General features: G+C 35.6%; 14 protein-coding genes. 5 read left to right on the forward strand and 9 right to left on the reverse strand.

Features of this window, described 5'->3' with window-relative positions; all coding sequences use genetic code 11:
• The first annotated feature begins 43 nt into the window (after window positions 1-43).
• Complete coding sequence (locus MKY00_RS25525) at window positions 44-550, forward strand: ferritin (protein ID WP_000949389.1); 507 nt, start codon at window positions 44-46, stop codon at window positions 548-550.
• Between the two features lie 25 nt (window positions 551-575).
• Here the strand turns inward: MKY00_RS25525 and MKY00_RS25530 are convergent, their stop codons facing one another.
• The 5 genes from MKY00_RS25530 to MKY00_RS25550 all read right to left on the reverse strand — a co-directional run bounded on the left by MKY00_RS25530 (window position 576) and on the right by MKY00_RS25550 (window position 7,108).
• Complete coding sequence (locus MKY00_RS25530; RefSeq protein WP_016718866.1) at window positions 576-809, reverse strand: hypothetical protein; 234 nt, start codon at window positions 807-809, stop codon at window positions 576-578.
• 92 nt (window positions 810-901) lie between these two features.
• Window positions 902-2,083 carry a NupC/NupG family nucleoside CNT transporter gene (locus MKY00_RS25535; RefSeq protein WP_000706846.1) on the reverse strand — a complete coding sequence of 394 codons (1,182 nt, stop codon included), beginning with the start codon at window positions 2,081-2,083 and terminating at the stop codon, window positions 902-904.
• A gap of 344 nt (window positions 2,084-2,427) precedes the next feature.
• A complete protein-coding gene (locus MKY00_RS25540; RefSeq protein ID WP_016718867.1) occupies window positions 2,428-3,609 on the reverse strand; it encodes a NupC/NupG family nucleoside CNT transporter in 1,182 nt (393 codons plus the stop codon).
• A gap of 296 nt (window positions 3,610-3,905) precedes the next feature.
• Window positions 3,906-5,345 (reverse strand): alanine/glycine:cation symporter family protein, encoded by a 1,440-nt coding sequence (locus tag MKY00_RS25545; protein ID WP_016718868.1) that lies wholly within the window; start codon window positions 5,343-5,345, stop codon window positions 3,906-3,908.
• 332 nt (window positions 5,346-5,677) lie between these two features.
• Complete coding sequence (locus MKY00_RS25550) at window positions 5,678-7,108, reverse strand: alanine/glycine:cation symporter family protein (RefSeq protein WP_016718869.1); 1,431 nt, start codon at window positions 7,106-7,108, stop codon at window positions 5,678-5,680.
• A 299-nt stretch (window positions 7,109-7,407) separates the two neighbouring features.
• On the opposite strand from MKY00_RS25550, the gene MKY00_RS25555 reads away from it, so the two are divergent.
• Window positions 7,408-8,046, forward strand: a complete 639-nt coding sequence (locus tag MKY00_RS25555) for an NAD(P)-dependent oxidoreductase (protein WP_014893420.1) — start codon at window positions 7,408-7,410, stop codon at window positions 8,044-8,046.
• A 43-nt stretch (window positions 8,047-8,089) separates the two neighbouring features.
• Here the strand turns inward: MKY00_RS25555 and MKY00_RS25560 are convergent, their stop codons facing one another.
• The 4 genes from MKY00_RS25560 to MKY00_RS25575 all read right to left on the reverse strand — a co-directional run bounded on the left by MKY00_RS25560 (window position 8,090) and on the right by MKY00_RS25575 (window position 15,557).
• On the reverse strand, window positions 8,090-11,911 hold the full coding sequence (locus tag MKY00_RS25560; RefSeq protein ID WP_016718870.1) for a putative mucin/carbohydrate-binding domain-containing protein: 3,822 nt from the start codon (window positions 11,909-11,911) through the stop codon (window positions 8,090-8,092).
• Between the two features lie 572 nt (window positions 11,912-12,483).
• Window positions 12,484-13,407, reverse strand: a complete 924-nt coding sequence (locus MKY00_RS25565) for a thioester domain-containing protein (protein WP_016718872.1) — start codon at window positions 13,405-13,407, stop codon at window positions 12,484-12,486.
• Between the two features lie 109 nt (window positions 13,408-13,516).
• The gene (locus MKY00_RS25570) at window positions 13,517-14,356 is read right to left on the reverse strand and encodes an aldo/keto reductase (protein WP_016718873.1); all 840 of its coding nucleotides are present in this window, start codon (window positions 14,354-14,356) and stop codon (window positions 13,517-13,519) included.
• 16 nt (window positions 14,357-14,372) lie between these two features.
• Window positions 14,373-15,557: an MFS transporter gene (locus tag MKY00_RS25575; RefSeq protein WP_161945776.1), complete on the reverse strand. Its 1,185-nt coding sequence runs from the start codon at window positions 15,555-15,557 to the stop codon at window positions 14,373-14,375.
• A 371-nt stretch (window positions 15,558-15,928) separates the two neighbouring features.
• On the opposite strand from MKY00_RS25575, the gene MKY00_RS25580 reads away from it, so the two are divergent.
• The 3 genes from MKY00_RS25580 to MKY00_RS25590 all read left to right on the forward strand — a co-directional run bounded on the left by MKY00_RS25580 (window position 15,929) and on the right by MKY00_RS25590 (window position 18,372).
• On the forward strand, window positions 15,929-16,273 hold the full coding sequence (locus MKY00_RS25580) for a winged helix-turn-helix transcriptional regulator (protein WP_000760472.1): 345 nt from the start codon (window positions 15,929-15,931) through the stop codon (window positions 16,271-16,273).
• 435 nt (window positions 16,274-16,708) lie between these two features.
• Entirely contained in the window at window positions 16,709-17,149 is a 441-nt protein-coding gene (locus MKY00_RS25585) for a DUF1641 domain-containing protein (protein ID WP_001115309.1), read from the forward strand.
• Between the two features lie 44 nt (window positions 17,150-17,193).
• Window positions 17,194-18,372 carry an NAD(P)/FAD-dependent oxidoreductase gene (locus MKY00_RS25590; RefSeq protein WP_000043204.1) on the forward strand — a complete coding sequence of 393 codons (1,179 nt, stop codon included), beginning with the start codon at window positions 17,194-17,196 and terminating at the stop codon, window positions 18,370-18,372.
• Window positions 18,373-18,589: the final 217 nt, after the last annotated feature.

Raw genomic sequence — 18,589 nt, forward strand, 5'->3', positions numbered from 1 at the left:
AATTATGATATAATATTCTTGTCACAATACTAAGGGGGATTTTATGTTATCTAAAAAATTGCACGATGCACTAAACGATCAAATGAACTTTGAGTTTTACTCTGCCCACGCTTATATGGCAATGGCTGCTTACTGTACAGCCGAAAGCTATGATGGATTCGCTAACTTTTTCCTTGTACAAGCTGAAGAAGAACGTTTCCACGCAATGAAGCTTTACAACTACATTAATGACCGCGGTGAGCGCGCTATTATTACTGGATTTGATAATCCAAATAACGAATATGACTCTGTACTGAACGCTTTTGAAGTAGCACTTGAGCACGAGCGTGAAGTAACAAAACGTATTTACAATCTATCTGATATCGCCTGGGATGAGCGTGAACACGCAACAATTACATTCTTAAAATGGTTCGTCGATGAGCAAGTAGAAGAAGAAGCTTCATTCGATAGCATCATCCAAAAATTAAAACGTATTACAAGCGATTCAAACGCATTATTTATGTTAGATGCTGAATTAGAGAAACGTACATTTACGCCTCCAGCTGAGTAGTATTTCAATCACCTTAATGAATGGATTAAGGTGATTTTTTTATTTCTTCTCTCAGCTGAATAACCTTCGCCACATCTTTCTTATAAAACCTAGAAACCTTTTCAACAAAGTCACTATGAGTAAAAGTCCCATCGCCTTCTTCTACTATGCTCAAATATCCATGTATCAATTTCAAAAACGCTCTAGCATCTTCTCCAGTTAATTGATCAATGTTATCTATAATCTCGTCAAACTCCCTTAAAATATCCTGTTCTTCCAACCTAATTCCCCCTCTCTGTATTATTTATCATACCAAAACAAAAAAAGTCGTTTATCCTCTAAGTGAAAGATAAACGACTTTTTTACTATTTATTAAAGCATAACCCCAACGATAACCGCTGATAATATACTTACTAACGTTGCACCGTATACAAGTTTTAATCCGAATGATGATACAACGTTTGCTTGTTTGCCATCGATACTCTTCGTTGCACCTGCGATAATTCCAATTGATGAGAAGTTCGCAAATGATACAAGGAAGATAGATAAAATACCTACTGTACGAGCTGATAAATCACCAGCTACTTTACCAAGGTCAAGCATTGCAACGAATTCGTTCGTTACTAATTTCGTTGCCATAATTTGCCCTGCTGTTAGCATCTCTGATGTTGGGATACCCATTACGAATGCTAATGGTGAGAAAATGTATCCTAAAATGCTTTGGAATGTGATTCCGAAAATTGAATCGAACACACCATTAATTGCTGTAATTAATGCTACGAAACCGATTAACATCGCCGCTACTGTTACAGCGATAGAGAAACCAAGCATAATATATTCGCCTAACATTTCAAAGAATGTTTGCTTTTTATCTTCTTGTAATTCTAAAATATCGTCTTCTTCTTTCACGTCATACGGATTAATAATATGAACGATAATGAATCCACTAAATAAGTTTAATACAAGTGCCGTTACTACATATTTTGGATCAATCATTTTCATATAAGAACCGACAATTGACATCGATACTGTAGACATGGAAGATGCACAAAGTGTGTATAAACGATTTTTCGGTAATTTGCTTAATTGATCTTTTACTGTAATGAATACTTCCCCTTGACCGACAATTGCAGCTGCTACTGCATTATATGATTCTAGTTTTCCTAAACCGTTCACTTTACTTAATAGGAAACCGACTGCACGAATGATAATCGGTAAAATTTTAATATGTTGTAAGATCCCAATTAATACTGCTAAGAAAATAATTGGTAATAATACTGTTAAGAAGAATGGTGCTTGTCCATCATTTGCTAGACCACCAAATACGAAATTAACCCCTGCTTCCGCAAATTTTAAAATAGCGCCAAATCCATCTGCAATCCCTTTTACTAATACAAATCCGACCTTTGTATTTAGTAAGAAATATGCAAGTACCAATTGAATGACAAGCATAAGTGCAATTGGTTTATATTTAATTTTCTTACGATCTGAACTGATAAGGAAACCTAGTACAAATACTACAAGTAAACCGACTAGAAACATTACTATTTTCATATGTGAATCCTCCACTTCTCCCACGAGTTATCGGTCGTATAACGAATGACGTCTGACCATTGATGTTAAAAAAATTTAAAACCCCTAAATACTATTCAACTATTATCTAAAATCAGTAAGCGTTTACATAAATTGCAATTTATAAAAGGTAGCTTCTTCTCTCCTACCATACTTGAAAGTCTGAAATTGATACCACCTACAAATCAAATTGTAAGCGTTATCTAACTGAAAAGCAATATAAATTTAAAAAGATTTTTATATGTTAATATATTCCTAATTAATTGGTTTTTCTATGCAAATTTACCATAAAAAATAGCCCTAGCTATGAGCTAGGACCATCTTTTTTATAACATAACACCAACGATAATCGCTGATAGAATACTTACTAATGTTGCACCGTACACAAGGCGTAGACCGAATGATGATACTACATTTGATTGATTTTCATCGATACCTTTCGTTGCACCTGCGATAATTCCGATTGATGAGAAGTTCGCAAATGATACAAGGAATACAGAAAGGATACCAACTGTACGAGCTGATAAATCACCAGCTACTTTTCCAAGATCAAGCATCGCAACAAATTCGTTTGATACTAATTTCGTTGCCATAATTTGTCCCGCTGTTACCATCTCGGCTTGCGGGATACCCATTACGAATGCTAATGGCGAGAAAATGTATCCTAAAATAGCTTGGAATGTAATACCGAACATGGAATCAAACAAGCTATTGATTGCTGTAATTAATGCTACGAAACCAAGTAACATCGCTGCTACTGTAATCGCGATTGTGAAACCAAGCATAATATATTCACTTAACATTTCAAAGAATGACTGTTTTTTCTTATTTTCTAATTTCAGTGTATCTTCTTCTTCTGTAATATCGTACGGGTTAATAATATGAATAATAATGAAACCACTAAATAAATTTAATACAAGTGCTGTTACTACATATTTTGGTTCGATCATTTTCATGTAAGAACCGACGATTGACATCGATACTGTTGACATAGAAGATGCACATAATGTATATAAACGGTGTTTTGGGATTTTACTTAATTGATCTTTTACTGTAATAAATACTTCTGCTTGCCCAACGATGGCAGCTGCTACTGCGTTATATGATTCTAATTTTCCTAAACCATTTACTTTACTTAACAAAGTACCAATAGCACGAATAAATATCGGTAAAATTTTAAAGTGCTGCAGAATTCCAATTAAAACGGCAAAGAATACGATTGGCAATAACGCTGTTAAGAAGAATGAAACCTCTCCTTTATTAACAAGACCACCAAATACGAAAACGATTCCAGCTTCCGCATATCCAAGAAGTGCGCCAAACCCATCTGAAATTCCTTTTACTAAAATATAACCAATTTGCGTATTTAATAAGAAATAAGATAATGCTAGCTGAATAATAAGCATAATTGCGATTGGTTTATACTTAATCTTCTTTCGATCGGAGCTTATAAGAAAACCGAGTACAAATACAACGAGTAATCCTACAAGAAACATAACAAACTTCATTAATAAAATCCTCCATTTAACTCTTCATTAACGTTGAACGTCTGACCACTAAAAACAAGAAATAATCCGAACTTTCCATTTCTCCTCCAAAATCTTCAATCGGATAAGAAAAATCATAAAACCTCTTGTTTCAAAGGCATTTTCCATTCTAACATAAATCACAACTCATATCCGCACTTTTCTTTAAAAAATTACATTTTATTAAGAAACATTCATTAATGTTCGTCTTTTACTTCTTGCAAAGATTTAGATAAAATAAAAAAATGGGCATCAAGTTTCACTTGATACCCATTTCCTTATACCGCTTTTTCTTTATCTGCTACTCGCTCTTCCCAGCACTCTGTATTTTTCAGACCTGGAATTGAATTCGCATAGAAGACTGGATCTTTTCCTTGTTTCTTTTGCTTTACGTAATCTGATAACGCTGCAAAAGCATATTTAGAAAGGAATACGATTGCAACTAAGTTAATAACAGCCATAATACCCATGAATAGATCAGCTACATCCCAAACGATTTGAATTGTTGCTACAGACCCTAACATAACCATACCAAGTACAGCAATGCGGTACGCTGTTAATAACACTTTACTTCCATTTAAGAATTCAATATTCGTTTCACCATAGTAGTAGTTACCTACTAATGAACTAAATGCAAACAAGAAGATTGCAACTGCTACAAATATAGATGCCCACGGTCCGATATGTTGACTTAATGCTTGTTGCGTTAATTGAATACCATTTAAATCAGCTGCATTATGCACATCTGATAAAAGAATGATAAATGCTGTACAACTACAAATTAATAATGTATCTGTAAATACCCCTAAAGTTTGAATGAAACCTTGTTTAACTGGGTGCGTTACGTTTGCAGTCGCAGCTGCGTTCGGCGCACTACCCATACCTGCTTCATTTGAGAATAATCCGCGTTTTACCCCTAATAAAATCGCAGCTCCTAATCCTCCGCCTACTACTTCTTTAATTCCGAAAGCATGTAAGAAAATTTCTTTAAATACATACGGAATTGCCGTAATGTTTGTTACAACAACGAATAATGCTACTGCTACATAAATAATCGCCATTACTGGAACAATCATTTCAACCGCGCGTGCAATTCGCTTTACTCCGCCAAAAATAATAACTGCAAGTAAACCAGCCATTACAAGACCTACTAATCTACTATCTGTTTTGAATGCCCCATCAAAAGCAGCTGCTACAGTATTAGATTGTACAGCGTTAAAAATTAATCCGAAACTTACTGTTATTAATACAGAAAAGATAGCTCCAAGCCAGCGCTTATTTAAACCCTTTTCCATATAATACGCTGGACCACCACGGAACGTATTCCCATCTTTCACTTTATAAATTTGCGCTAATGTGCTCTCTACAAATGCAGAAGCACCCCCAATTACCGCGATTAACCACATCCAAAATACTGCTCCTGGTCCACCTGCTGAAATTGCAATAGCTACACCAGCTAAGTTACCAGTACCTACACGAGAAGCTGTACTCATACAAAAAGCCTGGAATGATGATACACCACTCTTCTCTTTTTGTGCTTTCCTCGTTTTCGAACTCGCCCCATCCCCAAGCAATCGAATCATTTCACCGAAGTAACGAACTTGGACAAATTTCACACGGAATGAAAAGTAAAGTCCTAACCCAATTAACATCGCAATAATGATATATGACCAAAGGACATTATTCACATCCCCAATTACCTTAGCTAAAAAATCCATAATTGCATTGCCCCCTCTTCCTAACAATAAGAAAATTATATTCTAAAAACTCTTAGTAATCAAGAACTTTATGTTAGGTTTTCTGACATCTATACGTTAACATAATTAACACGCATGATTTTTTTACATAAAACTATAACCAATACGCGCATTTATCCAATAATCAATCACTCATCCTATGCGACCAGTCATACCTTTAAGACAGTACGTTCCCTACAAATAACATGAAAAATGAACAACCAAAAATTATATTATTCATTACCTCTTACTCTTTTCATCATTTACTACAATAAAAAACGAGCACCGAATTCATCTCGATGCTCGCCTTTTCATTATACTGCTTTTTCTTTATCCGTTACCGCTGACTTATCCCAACACTCTGTGTTCGTTAAACCAGGAATAGAATCTGCACGGAAGACTGGATCTTTTCCTTGTTTCTTTTGCCTTACATAGTCTGCCAATGCAGCATACGCAAATCGTCCAAGAAGTGTAATCGCAATTAAGTTCGTGATTACCATTAGTCCCATAAATAAGTCCGCCATATTCCATACAACTTGAAGCGTCGCAACAGAACCGAATAATACCATTCCCACTACCGCAATACGGTAAATTGTTAACCAAGTTTTACTTTGTTTAATGAATTCAATATTCGTTTCACCATAATAGTAGTTTCCTAAAAGTGAACTAAACGCAAATAAGAAAATAATAATCGCTAAGAAGCTACTTGCCCATGGGCCAATTTGTGAACTTAATGCATTTTGTGTTAGTTCAATACCTTCTAAATTCGTTGCTTTATATGTACCAGAACATAGTACGATAAATGCTGTTGATGTACATACTAAAAATGTATCTACTAATACTCCAATCGTTTGAATAAAACCTTGTTTCGCTGGATGCGTTACATCAGCTGTTGCTGCCGCATTCGGCGCACTACCCATACCTGCTTCGTTCGCAAATAATCCGCGCTGAATACCATATTTCATCGCAGCACCAATACCGCCACCTACAGCTGAATCTAAACCGAATGCACCTTTAAAGATTTCCGTAAACACATCTGGTATTAAATAGAAGTTTTTAATGACAACGAAAATCGCTACTGCAATATAAATAAGCGCCATTGGCGGAACAATCATTTCCGACATACGTGCGATACTTTTTACACCACCAAAAATAATAACCGCAACTAATGCAGCCAATACAATCCCAACAATATAACGCTCAATACCAAAAGCATTTTTAAATGCTAATGTTACTGTATTTGCTTGTACTGAGTTAAAAATTAAACCGTAACTAATTGTAATAAGGATAGAGAACCAAATTCCCATCCAACGTTTATTTAAACCTTTTTCCATATAATAAGCAGGGCCACCACGGAAGCCACTGCCATCTTTTGTTTTATAAATTTGGGCAAGCGTACTTTCTACGAAACTTGAAGACGCCCCAATAATCGCAATAATCCACATCCAAAATACTGCTCCAGGTCCTCCCATAGAAATCGCTAACGCTACACCAGCTAAGTTACCAATACCAATACGGGCTGCTGAACTCATACAAAATGCTTGGAAAGAAGATACACTACCTTTTTTACGAGTCTTTCCAGTTAACCCATCACTCATTAAACGAATCATTTCCCCTAAATGAGTAATTTGTACGAATTTCAATTTAATAGAAAAATAAATCCCTAAACCAATTAACATTGCTATAAGAATATATGACCAAAGAATTGTATTTGTTGATGAAACGAATTGTTCCAAAATATTCATACAATTAACCCCTCCTTTTCTCCATAAAACGAATTATATTTAAAAAACATTCAAAAATCAACATTTTTCGACAATTTGCAATTTCCAAATATTAGACAGTCTTGCAGTAAAAATATCTCTATGACTGTTCTCCCTCTAACTGTGCATACTAAAACAAAAAATAATTCACAAACAAACCTATTGACAAAAATAACACCCTGTAACTATAATGATTACATCAGGTTGTAACAAACCTAATTACAACAAATTCATTTACTTTCAGATATACACTTTAACAAAACACTTTGGAGGGATTTATTATGAAAATCGGAATTATCGGAGCAACTGGTAAAGCAGGAAGTCGCATTTTAAAAGAAGCATTAGATCGCGGACATGAAGTAACTGCAATCGTAAGAAACGCTGCAAAAATTACAGAAGAAAATGTAAAAGTTTTAGAGAAAGATGTATTCTCTCTTACATCTAACGACCTACAAGCATTCGATGTAGTTGTAAATGCATTCGGTGCTCCAGCAGGCGAAGAACACCTTCACGTAGATGCAGGAAATGTACTAATTGAAGCTATGAAAGGTGCACCTAACACAAAATTACTTGTAGTTGGCGGCGCTGGAAGCTTATTTGTAGACGAAGAGAAAACAACACGTGTATTTGATACACCAGGTTTCCCGAAAGAATACCTTGCAACTGCTCAAAACCAAGGTAAAAACTTAGAAATTTTACAACAAACAAATGACATCACTTGGACATTCATCAGCCCTTCTGCACTATTTGCATTAGGAAAACGCACAGGCTCTTATACAGCTGGTAAAGACAACCTTCTTGTTAACGCAAAAGGTGATAGCTACGTAAGTTACGAAGACTTCGCAGTCGCAGCACTTGATGAAATCGAAAATCCAAAACACGTAAACGAACGCTTCACAGTTGTTTCTGAGGCTGAATAATAAAGAAAAGCTCGTAAAACATAATGTTTTACGAGCTTTTTTATTATCTCACTTGTTCTAAACCATTTGGAGTAATCTTAAAGGAAATCTCTTTAAATTTCTTCGCGTCCCCTTTTCCAAGTAACTCACCAGTTTTATACCAACTTAAACGATCAGATTCTGCATGATACACTTTTATCGTATCTCCATACTGGAATGGTGTACCGTTTACTTGTTCTGCAAAATTCTTTGAAGTTTCTTGCCCTTCTGCTGTTACATGTTTTTTCTCGTTTCCATTTCCATCGTAAATCGTAAGACCTATATATTGTTCATTTACAAAACGATAATGAATCGTATCATTTGTAAATGTTGCATGTAATTTCTTTTCATCATGATTTAGTGTAACAATCGAACGCGTTACATTGGACACTCCTTGATATACTATACTATCTCCATATGTAACTTCTACAGGAACTTCGGTCACTTGCCTATTTCCAAAACGATCCTTTGTCTCTACTTTTACTTTTTGTGCACCGATTTTTGTTGTATTTGGTTTCTCTACAAATCCAATTACTTCTCCATCTTTCACTTCAACAAAGTTTTTTGCATCTAATATTTCACTGTTTGTTCCAATTACTACTTTTTGAGGCAATGCTTTTACTTCTTGCTGCGCTCCCATTTGTTCAAAACCTTGCGTTGTCACTTTAAAGAACACTTCGTTAACACCATACTTCGCATCAATGAATTCATTCTTTTTATACACTTTAAAACGATCAAATTCTTTTTGATAAATTTTTACTATATCACCATATTCAAAAGCCATACCATTGAATTGCGCTGCAAATTCTTTTGTATTTTCAGATGCTTTTACTGTTACTTCTTTTTTCTCTTGCCCATCTTTATCATATACAGCCATCGCCATATACTTTTCATCTTTAAATGAAGTATGCATTGGACCTTCTGAATCTGTTGTACTGAATTTCTTTTCTTCATGATTTAATGTAACAATCGATTTAATATTCGTTCCGTCGTGCCATGTCCCGAAGAACATAATGCTATCTCCGTAAATCACTTCTACTGGCACTTCTGTTATTTGCTTATTTCCGAAACGATCTTTCGTTTCTACTTTTACTGTTTGTTTACCGATTTTCATTGTATTTGGTTTCTCCGCAAATCCAACTACTTCTCCGCCTTTTACTCCAACAAAGTTTTTCGCATCTAGCTTTTCAATTTCTGTTCCGACTACTACTGTTTGTGGCTTTGCTGTTACTTCTTGTAGCATGTCCATTCTCTCAAAACCTTTTTCTGTCACTTTGAAGAATAGTTCTTTCGTTCCTTGTTTTTCACCTTGACCAATAAGATTGTTATTTTGATACCATTTCAAACGATCTGGTTCCGCATGAAATACTTTCACTACATCTCCATACTCGAACTGCATACCATTCACTTGCTTCGCAAAGTCCTTTGAAGTTTCTTGCCCTTCTGCTGTTACATGTTTTTTCTCTTTTCCTTCTCCATCGTATAACGTCATTCCCATGTATAGCTCTTTATTAAAATATTTATGGATTTGACTATCCATATCAGTCGCATGGAATTTCTTATCATCATGCTTTAAAGTTACGATTGAAGCAATGTCATTGTTATATCCCACATATGCGATACTATCTCCATACGTCACTTCTAATGGTACTTCTGTCACTTTCTTATTTCCAAAACGATCTTTCGTTTCTACTTTTACTTTTTGTTCACCGATTTTTGTTGTATTTGGTTTTTCTACAAATCCAATTACTTCTCCATCTTTCACTTGAACAAAGTTTTTTGCGTCTAATGTTTCACTGTTTGTTCCGATTACTACTTTTTGTGGCAACGCCTTTACTTCTTGCTGGGCCCCCATTCGCTCAAAGCCCTTTTCTGTTACTTTAAATAATAATTCTTTCTCTACCTTTGCCTTACCTTGACCGATAAAGTCATTATTTTGATACCAATTAAAGCGATCTGATTCAGCGTGATACACTTTCACTACATCACCATACTCGAACTCTAACCCATTAATTGATTTCGCGAATTCTTCCGCATTTTCAACACCTTTTACTGTTGCTTTCTTTTTCTCATTTCCATTTTGGCCTAGTAATGAGAATTCAAAATACGTGTCTTCTTTAAAATAATAGTGTACTGGATTTGAATCGGCCATCGCACTAAACTTTTTCTGATCATGTTGCAGTGTTACGATGGATTTAATATTAGTATCATAATTAAGCCCTTTAAATACTAAACTATCACCATAACCAATATTCACTACAACAGGAATGAAATTCTTATTCCCTTTTTCATCCATAATCTCTACTTTTACAGTTTTTTCTCCAACTTCGGGCTTATCTTGCATAATTACGCCCGTTGTTTTGACACCCTTCCCTAAATTCTGTACGAGTTCTTTTGCCTTTTTCTCATCATATGTAGTACCAATTTCTACATTTTGGATTTTTGTATCATTCGGCTCACCGTATGGAACCTCATATAATCCAGTTTGTTTTTCACGAATTGGATTGCTGTCTGTAGATAACCATATTTCTTTTTCTAATTTCGGTAAATTTAATTTCTCTATCTTGTCTCTAGTATCATCCTTTGGAGTTAATCCCCATTTTTCAAAGAAAGGAGTTAAATTTTGACCAGCCAGCTTTGATGTCATGTAAATAAACAACTGCTTTTTCTCTTCATCAGATTTAGGCATTTCTGTATTTTGTAACATACGATACATCTGATGTAGTTTCGGATAAAATTGATCTCCATATGCTAAGTGCAATTGCCAAAACATAACTAATTTCTCGAATTCATCCATCTTCTCTTGTGCATCTGTTTGACCTAAATAAGCAAAAGCTGCCTTGTAGCGCTCCTCTTCTTCCAGCCTCGTTTGATGACCAAACTTAGTTTGAACTGCTAAAGAGTAAATATTAACGGTTACCTCTCCCAGGTCTTCCCACTCCCAAGGTGCCTGCTGATGTAAATGCCCAACTTCATGCCAAGGCCCCCATCCATCAGTTTTTAACTCTTTACTGTCTAATACATACTTCATCGCATTCTTAACATAAGAAGTGCGGTAATAGTATGCATTCATCCAATCGCCCTCTTCTGGATATCTATTTTCAACAAATTGAACATAGTGTTTTGGCGCTTTCGCCACTCCTACACTCTCTTCAGATAATCCCGAAATCTTATTTTCTATGCGAATGATTTGATCATGCAGCTTCAATAATTCTGTTGGATCTGTATTTTTCATATAATCTTGTACAGCATCATAGCTTGATGTGATTAGGCTTCTTTCTCCTCTTAATTCCACTGCATATGGATTCTCATACTTTTTCAACATTTCATCCCAATCTTTTTTCGTATGCTTTCCTAATATGAATAATGGAAAATGACTTCCACCATTAGTAACTTCAGCTGTGATATCACCTTGATTGTTCGGGTTATAGAAATACAGTATCCCGCCCACTGGAGATGATATTACATTTTCACCAGGTGTTAAATCAAATTCCTTAGGGTCTTCTTCATCATACGCATGTGTTCCTATAAAAGCTTTAATAGACTTATCACCTTTTATTTTAATTTTCATTTCTTCATTTGGCTTTGCATAAATCCCAGTTGGTTCATTTGCCGCTAGTTCCCAGTCCACCTTTAAACGATCTCGTTCCTCAGTGACATCACCTTTTCCAGGCACATAAAACGTCCTCTGCTCCAAACGACTCTCTTTGCTCTCTTCCAACTTTCCACCTTTAACCTCTTCCAAAGGTGCCGCATATCCTTTTGATGCTTCAAAAGCTACTGGTGATAATAATGTAGAAATACATATTCCAGCTACTAATACCCTACTCTTTTTCTTCTTCGACATAATCTGTGTCCCCTGTTCCTTTATTTAGAAAAACCATCCTATATATTTGTTTAATGAAAAATCCTATTATTTTTATAAAAACATGTAATAAATAAACGAACACCTTGCGCACCTGTATCTATTACTACCGCATTTCCCTCCATGTATTCGCTTTCTTAAATTGTAAAATTTTTATGTAATATGTCCTCCTCACTTCTCTCTATTTGTGATGAGTTCTCTTCGTACATAAAAAGAGAATAGTAAAAGATATCATTTAGTATTGTCATCTATACATGTAAAGTTATAAATAACAATAAAGTCTTACATTTTCTTCATATATGACCATCTATAGGTAGTTTTTCCAACTGAATTTTACACGCTTTACACTTTGTTTGATAGCCTTTTCAATTAGAATAATGTTACAATTTTGTGAATTTAATCTGTTAATCTTAACGTTTGGATTTTATTATATTTCGTTATTTTCAAATAGCTTTTATAACATAAAAACAGTGCTTTGTTTAGTTAATAGTTATTTTAATATAATTTTATATTTCATATATAAAAAGCATTGGTTAATACCAATGCTTTCATCCTTACCTTTTATATTGATTCGGTTTATGCGGTTCGTTTGGAGTATATGGTTTATTATTATGATCATGGCTATGTGTTTTTTTCCAGCTCACCGATAACTCCGGACTTGTTTTTTCCTCACTTCGCTCAAGTAATACGACTGCATTTTGAATCGTCGGTGTCCCTTTATAAGAAATTCCTTGTAACTTCGTTAATTTCCCGATTACTTTAAAGCTAAATCCACCAGCTGGTGTTTGTTTAGGAATTAAAATGCGGAACTTTTCTCCTACATTAAATTCCGTTTTTGCTTCGCCTTTTTCATTTACAAACTTCACGCCCGCTGGTGCACCTGTAGCTTGCACTTTATACGTTCCACTTTTTGCATTTGTTTCTACTGTATATAAGCCTGTTTCAAAAAAATCATTTTTCAATACCGCTTGTTGTTCCTCTGATGGTACGACACTCATCGTAATTTCTTGTAATTCTTCACTAGCATTTGCCTTAGCAACGATATCTTTCGTTAACTTTTCTACATTTTTATTACGGAAGTCTAAATCATTAATATCGATTTGTTTTAATGCATTCCACACTGCAAGCTGCGTTGCGTAATGTGCCTCTCTCCAATCAGAAACACCCAATTCTTGCGGGCTCTTTTGTGGATATCCATTCAATAGTACACGGTACACATTAATATCCACTTTCCCCATTTCCGGTAAATCTTGACCGCTTGGAGATTTCAAATCTACATTTAAGCAAAAAGCAATTTTCCCATCTGCCGTTTTAATAAGCTCTGTGCGGATTGGTTTCTTCTTGGACTTACTATAGCTCCAATCCATTTGATACTTTGTATGGTCCATAACTTCTGCGAATGCCTTTTGAAGTGGGAATAACACAAATAAAACACTTAAAAACATAGCTAAAATTTTGAACGATTGCTTTATATTCATGTTTACAGCCCCTTAATAACAAACTTAATACTAAGTAGTATTTATTTAGAAACTATTTTTATGCACAAAAAAAGAGTGCTTTTACACACTCTTTTTTCTCACCTTCATCTTAGAAATCAAAGTTATCAGGATCTGGACCAACACGGTGATTTTGGTTTAACGCATCGATTTTTTCCATGTCCTCTTTCGTTAATTCAAAGTTAAACACATCAGCGTTTGCAATAATACGGTGTTCTTTCGTTGATTTTGGAATTGTAATTACTCCATTTTGAAGATCCCAACGTAAAATCACTTGAGCTGTCGTTTTACCGTGTTTCTCCGCAATTGCTTGTAATGTTTCATTATCTAATAATTGCCCTTGCATTAATGGTGACCATGCTTCCATTTGAATACCTTGTTCTTTACAGAAAGCTTGTAGTTCTTTTTGTGTTAAACGAGGGTGGTATTCCACTTGGTTAATCATTGGTTTAATTTCTGCATCTTTCATTACATCTTGTAAGTGATGGATTTGGAGGTTACTTACGCCAATTGCACGTACGCGCTCTTCTTTATAAAGTGTTTCTAACGCTCTCCACGTATCTTTATATTTCCCTTCTACAGGCCAATGAACAAGATATAAATCTAAATAATCTAGCTCTAATTTTTTTAAGCTTTCTTCATATGCAGCAAGTGTCGTTTCATATCCTTGATCCGAATTCCACACTTTTGAAGTAATGAATAAATCTTCACGAGAAATGCCTGCTTCTTTTATACCTGCACGAATTCCTTCACCTACAGCTTTTTCATTTCCGTAAATTGCAGCTGTATCGATGCTGCGATATCCTGCTTTAATCGCTGATTTTACAGCTTCTACAAGTTCTGGCCCATCTTCTACTTTAAATACGCCTAAACCGAACCAAGGCATTTCTACACCGTTATGCAATGTTGTTGTACTTTGTAAATTTTTCATTATATTTTCTCTCCTTCTATTTCACTTGATCTCTTTTTTCTAAAGTCATACTCCACGCCGTTAAAATAACAGCACCTACTACCATCACACCGCCTACCCAAGCTGTATGAATTAATCCTAACGAGTTCGTTACAATACCACCTAAATAAGCACCAAGAGCGATTCCAGCGTTAAATGCCGCAATGTTAATCGCGGATGCCACATCAACAGCGCTAGGTACAAATCGTTCAGCCAATATAACAACGTATACTTGTAGTCCTGGAACATTCATAAATGCGAATAGTCCCATAAAAATAATTGTGATGAATCCAGCGACTTGAAACGGCGCTGTAAATGTTAAAACAAATAATACAATTGCTTGAATAAAGAACATGTAAAATAACGCTCGAATCGGATTATGATTTGATAATTTTCCGCCGACCATATTCCCAATCGCAATTGCAATTCCGTACACTAACAAAATAATTGTAACGGTACTTGCTTTAAATCCTGTCACTTCTTGTAATAGGGGAGATAAATACGTAAATGTTACGAATGTTCCCCCGTACCCTAATGCAGTAATGATAAATACAAGTAATAGTCTTCCATTTGTAATCAGCTTAAACTGATCGCGAAATGATACAGACGTACCTTTTTTTAAATTAGAAGGAATGAGCATACTGTTGGCGATTAAGGCAACGATTCCAATTGCCACAATTACCATAAACGATGCTCTCCATCCAAATTGCTGACCGATAAATGTTCCAATTGGCACACCTGTAATGGTCGCAACCGTTAAACCAGTAAACATAAATGCAATTGCACTCGCACGTTTATTCTCAGGTACAAGCGCAGCCGCAATTGTCGATCCTATCGACATAAAAACGCCGTGTGCAAACGCAGATACAACCCTTGCGATAAGTAACACAGTAAAGCTTGTTGCCACTGCCGCAATTCCATTACCAATAATGAAAATAATCATAATCCACATTAATAATGTCTTTCGCGACATACTAGCTGTTACTGACGTTAATACCGGGGCACCGAACGCTACTCCTAACGCATATAAAGAAACGGTTAAACCCGCTGTTGTAACAGAAACATGTAAATCCTCTGAAATAGATGGTAATAAACCGACACTAATAAATTCGGTTGTACCAATTCCAAACGCACTAATTGCTAGTGCTAATAAAGCAAACATACTTCTTCGATTCGTCTGCATAGCCGAAGAAGATACTGTATATGAATTCAATTGAACCCCTCCTTAATACGAGAAATCCAATCATAATAGTGTGAAAAAAGGCCTTTTTTCTTCTACAAAAATAACTTTATTGCTCATATATGCTATTATGAATGGCTTCGCTCTTTTTTTGAAGAACGCACTTAAAAGTACGATAGGTACCAAAAAGTAACATAGGCACTTTTTAGTACCGTACTACTCATTTCCCTCTTACGTATGCTATTATGGAACATATTCAACATGATAAAAAGTACGTACTTTAAAGTGCTATAGGTACTTTTTAGTAACATTTAAATGATTTAGCTTCTTTTGTTGGAGAAATGCAATCTAGATTCATCAAAGGAGATTTTTATATGAAGAAATATAACATTCCCGTTGAAGCGACTTTAGAAGTTATCGGCGGAAAATGGAAAGTCGTTATTCTTTGTCACTTAACGAAAGGTACAAAGAGAACGAGTGAATTAAAACGTCTTATGCCTGGTATTACACAAAAAATGTTAACGCAGCAATTACGCGAACTAGAAGACGACGGCGTTATTCAAAGAAAGGTATACAATCAAGTACCACCGAAAGTAGAATATTCCCTTACAGACTACGGTTGGTCTTTAGAATCCATTCTTGATTCCCTTTGTACTTGGGGCGAATGCCATCTTGAAAAAGAAGGTAAGACATCGATGCTAATTGCAGAAAGTGAATAAAAGGAAAAAGGAAAAAACGAACGTGAATTTGTTCGTTTTTTCCTTTTTTTGTTTATATATATGTACATTTCTAACTGGAACAAAATATTTTATACGCTTCCATACCTTGTCAGTACTACGTTATACACTCAATATCAAATAATTAGGAATCATTTTTATGTTAACATAGGTGTATATAGTATATAATATAGGATATATATTATATACACTTTCCGGTAACGGAGCTTTTCCATTATGCGGACAAGCCATATATCGGACAGTTCATAAATAATAAGTAAGACGTTATGGTTTTAGATTTATGTTTGCAGCTTACTTGCTGTCATAAATTTAAAGGCATTTTATTGTGTTTTGTGAAACTTTGTATAAAGTTTCGTAACCGTTTACTATCTTACTTATCAAAAATAAGAGTATTGCTATCGTAAAGGAGAATTGGAGATGCCAGAAACTATGACTCAAACAAAGCCAGAACAAGAAACTGTACAAATTTCTGCTAGCCAAGGACAACTTGATGTACTTGATCAGTTGTTAAAACCTGAGGTACAAGAATCATTAACAACACTAGTAGAACAGCTTCCAAAATTAACTGAGCTTGTTAACATTTTAACTAAGTCTTATGACTTCGCTCAAACTGTTGCTACTGATGAAGTATTAAAAAGCGACACTGTTGGTGCAATCACAGAGCTTGTAGAACCTGTAAAAGATACAGTGAAAAGCATGGCTGCAACTGCAATCGAAGCGAAAGACCGTGCTGACGAAAGCAACGAAGTTATCGGCCTATTCGGTCTTTTAAAATTACTAAAAGATCCACAAGCACAAAAAATGTTCCGCTTTGTGAACGCATATCTTCAAATTAGTGCAGAACGTAACAATAAATAAGTTAACTTATAACAACAATTAGTAAAGACGGGGGATATCATACTATGTCAAAACAAATTGTCATCTTAGGCGCTGGTTATGGCGGTCTTCTTGCCGCTTTAAACGTACGTAAATATTACAGCAAATCAGAAGCACAAGTTACAGTGATTAACCAATACCCAACACACCAAATCATCACTGAACTACACCGCCTTGCAGCTGGTAACGTGTCTGAGCAAGCAGTTGCAATGCCACTTACAAAGCTTTTCAAAGGTAAAGATATCGATCTTAAAATCGCAACAGTTGAGTCATTCTCAGTTGATAGCAAAGAAATCAAATTAGCTGGCGGCACTACTTTATCTTACGATGCACTTGTAGTTGCTTTAGGAAGTAAAACTGCTTACTTCGGTATTCCAGGACTAGAAGAAAACAGCATGGTATTAAAATCTGCTGCTGATGCAAACAAAATCTACAAACACGTTGAAGACCGTATTCGTGAATACGCGAAAACGAAAAACGAAGCTGATGCTACAATCGTAATCGGTGGTGGCGGATTAACTGGCGTTGAGCTAGTTGGTGAGCTTGCTGACATTATGCCTAAACTTGCAAAAAGCCACGGCGTAAATCCAAAAGAAGTTAAACTTCTTCTTGTTGAAGCAGGTCCAAAAATCCTTCCAGTATTACCAGACCACTTAATCGAACGTGCAACTACTAGCCTAGAAGCACGCGGCGTTACATTCTTAACTGGTCTTCCTGTAACAAACGTTGCTGGCAATGAAATCGACTTAAAAGACGGTCAAAAACTTGTTGCTAACACATTCGTTTGGACAGGTGGCGTTCAAGGTAACCCACTAATCGGTGAATCAGGTCTTGAAGTAAACCGTGGTCGTGCAACAGTTGATGCATACCTACAATCTACTTCTCACAAAAACGTATTCGTTGCTGGAGATAGCGCTGTTGTCTTCGCTCCAGACGGACGTCCATACCCACCAACTGCACAAATTGCTTGGCAAATGGGTGAGTTAATTGGATACAACTTATACGCTGCACTAGAAGGCAAAGCATTCGAAGAGTTCGCACCTGTAAACTCTGGAACACTTGCTAGTCTAGGACGTAAAGATGCTGTTGCTACAATCGGAGCAAGCAATACTCCACTTAAAGGCTTACCAGCATCATTAATGAAAGAAGCAAGTAACGTTCGTTACTTATCACACATTAAAGGTCTATTCAGCTTAGCTTACTAATCTGAATATAAGCCCGAATCATGCCCTGCATGGTTCGGGCTATTTTTATCCCGCTTTAATGGGCAGTAAGACCCCCACTGATTAAAGTTTCACTTTATCCGTAATTTTCTCTAACTTATTTATTCGTCAAAAAAATGATATACCCTTTAAATTTATCTAAATATACTGACTTTTTCACAATAAAAGCTGTCCCGTTTTGGAACAGCTTTTATTGTCA

The sequence above is a fragment of the Bacillus sp. FSL R9-9834 genome (genome assembly GCF_038006905.1).
In the GTDB taxonomy this organism is placed as follows: domain Bacteria; phylum Bacillota; class Bacilli; order Bacillales; family Bacillaceae_G; genus Bacillus_A; species Bacillus_A pacificus.